Below are 2,584 nucleotides of genomic sequence, written 5' to 3' on the forward strand. Positions count from 1 at the left end.
TTTTTTCAGTTAGCGTTATAATGGCGTTTAAAGTTATCGTTTTTTTCTCATTGATTCACCTTTGAGCTCGATTCTGTGGGCAGTGTGCACCAGTCTGTCCAGTATGGCATCGGCTATTGTACTGTCCCCTATGGTTTCGAACCATTTTGTGACGGGCAGCTGGGAGACCACTATCGTAGAAGCCCTTCCGTGCCGGTCCTCAATAATCTCCAGTAGGGCCATTCTTGCCATTTCATCCAGTTGCTGGATACCAAAGTCATCAAGGATCAGCAGTTCCTGCTTTTCTATTCTGGCAATCTCTTTCATGTATGAACCGTCAGCCTTGAGCATTTTGAGTTTCGGGAACAGCTTGGAGGTGTTGTAGTACAGTGTCCTGAACCCGTTCATGCATGCCTGGTTGCCGAGTGCCGAAGCAATGAAGCTTTTGCCGGATCCTGTTGCCCCGGTGACAAGGATATTCTCTTTCCTTTTTATGAAGGACATATCGGCAAGCCTGAGCAGCTGCATTTTGTCAAGGCCTCTTTGTGTGGAGAAGTCGAGTTCCTCGACAGTGGCACTGTACCGGAACTTTGCGGTCCGGAACAGCCTGTTTATTTTCCTGTTTTCCCTTTCTTCCCATTCTGCCTGAAGAAGGTGGTTTATAAGTTCTTCGGGCTGAAGCCCATGGTGTTTGTTGCTGTCCAGTATCGTTTTGTATGCCTCCATCATGCCGTGGAGCTTCATTCTGGACATCTGGTTTAAAGCTATGCTCTGTGTCATATTGGTAACCGGTTTTATGGTAAATAGTTATTTGAAGCTTTCCGCTCCCCTGATGTTTTCGTGTTCGACTGTTTGACTGGGGTGGTTTTCAGGTTCAAGGGGGATCCTGTCCAGTCCGCTCCTGAGGATCCGTTCAATGACCGAATAGTTAAAGGTATTGTAATGGGTGGCCCGTCTGACAGCTCCGACAAGCCTCTCCCTGCCTGCTTTTTTATCGTACCCCAAAATCCCAAGACAGCTTTTGTAGGCCTGTTCGGGATAAGGGTAGCTTTCAAGAATGACCTGTATGTAATCCTGTACTTCGGGATGTATCCCTTTTGCCCATTTTAGAAAGAAGGCGGGATTCCACTCACTGACAAACCTGTGTGCGGATGGCATATGCTCCTCAACAGTGGTATAGCCATGGAACTTCCTGCTCCTCCTATGGAAGGCAATCCTTTCCCTGTTGTGGAAAACGGAGACGTAGCTGTCCGAGGAGACGACCTTGACTTTTTTGCCGATGTACCTATAGGGCACCGAGTAGTAATGTTTTTCAGGGTTCATGCATATATGCGCCGTTTTGGTTACCGTTGCATGCCTGTACTCTTTGAGCTCATATCTTTCTGAAGGCAGGCTGGCCAATGCCCTTTTCTCTTCCCTGTCAAAAAGCTCCTGCCTTGATCCGGGCCTTTTCTGGAAAGGTGTATTGTTGTGGATATTGAGATAGTGCCGTATATCCGCATTCAGCGTATTGATGTTGTGGTACACTTTGTTTCTGATCGGAGCATAGATCCTGCTGTATACGATGCTGACGGTCTTTTCCACCAGAGCCTTGTCCTGGGGCTTCCTGCTCCTTGCGGGGAATACTGTACATCCGTAGTGGTTGGCAAAGTCAAGAAAGTCGGGGTTGACCGTAGGCTCATACCTGTCAGGTTTGGTGACCGCACTTTTGAGGTTGTCGGGTACCAGGGCCATGGGAACCCCGCCAAAATAATGCAGGGCGTTTTCTGTGGCAGCGATGAAGTCCTCTTTTTTCTGGGAGTGGACGGCTTCCACATAGCTTTGCTGGCTGAATCCCAGCGTGGCGACATACACCTCCATATCGGTGATCTCACCGGTCACCGGATCTACAAGGGAAAGCCTGTCCCCCGTAAAGTCAATGAACAGTTTATCCCCAGGGGAATGTTCGATCCTCATGCTGGCAGAAAGCCCTATCCGCCATTGTCTGAAGTTTTCACAGAACTGGGAATAACTGTACCCGTCCGGGTGTTTTTCCCTGTATTCCCCCCACAGTACCCACCTGTTCACACCGGTCCTTTTGAGTTCGGATTCCATATAGGGGAAAAAGGACAGAAGATCCTGTTGCCTCTGTTCCGATTTTTGGTCCGGATCCGCAAGCAGGGCATCGAGTTCCTCATCACTCTTTCCGAGAAGCTCCCCATAGGACAGGCCTTTGGAATCGATCAACTGAAGGTACTTCTTGACCGTGTTACGGGCTATGCCCAGGGTTTTGGAGATGGTCTGCAGTGCCATTCCGTTGTCACGGTGGCGAATTATCTGTTTGAGATTACTCATAGCTATCGTTTTTCCTGCCATACTTTACGGTTGGTTTTACATCTACCGCAAAGCAAACGATAACTGAAAAATTAGCAGTGGTCAATAATGCCGCTCTGACAATGCTGACCACTTACGGAGGTGGTCAACATGGACGGATTGACAGTGGTCAATATCACCGGAATTTTACCCTCCGACCAACATTACCACCCTAAAACGGCGTGGTCAACATCATCGGAAAAAAGTGGTCAACATCACCGGAACAGGTGGTCAAGATGGATCGGAATATACA

The 2,584-nt window shown here is 48.6% G+C and carries 2 protein-coding genes; both read right to left on the bottom strand.

Features of this window, described 5'->3' with window-relative positions:
• Positions 1-33: 33 nt before the first annotated feature.
• Positions 34-759, bottom strand: coding sequence for an ATP-binding protein (gene istB, locus ACYVAA_RS22650; protein ID WP_460546302.1), 726 nt, complete (start codon positions 757-759; stop codon positions 34-36).
• Positions 760-786: 27 nt separating this feature from the next.
• Positions 787-2,313 (bottom strand): IS21 family transposase, encoded by a 1,527-nt coding sequence (gene istA / locus ACYVAA_RS22655; RefSeq protein WP_460546304.1) that lies wholly within the window; start codon positions 2,311-2,313, stop codon positions 787-789.
• Positions 2,314-2,584: the final 271 nt, after the last annotated feature.

The organism is Echinicola sediminis (genome assembly GCF_054777495.1).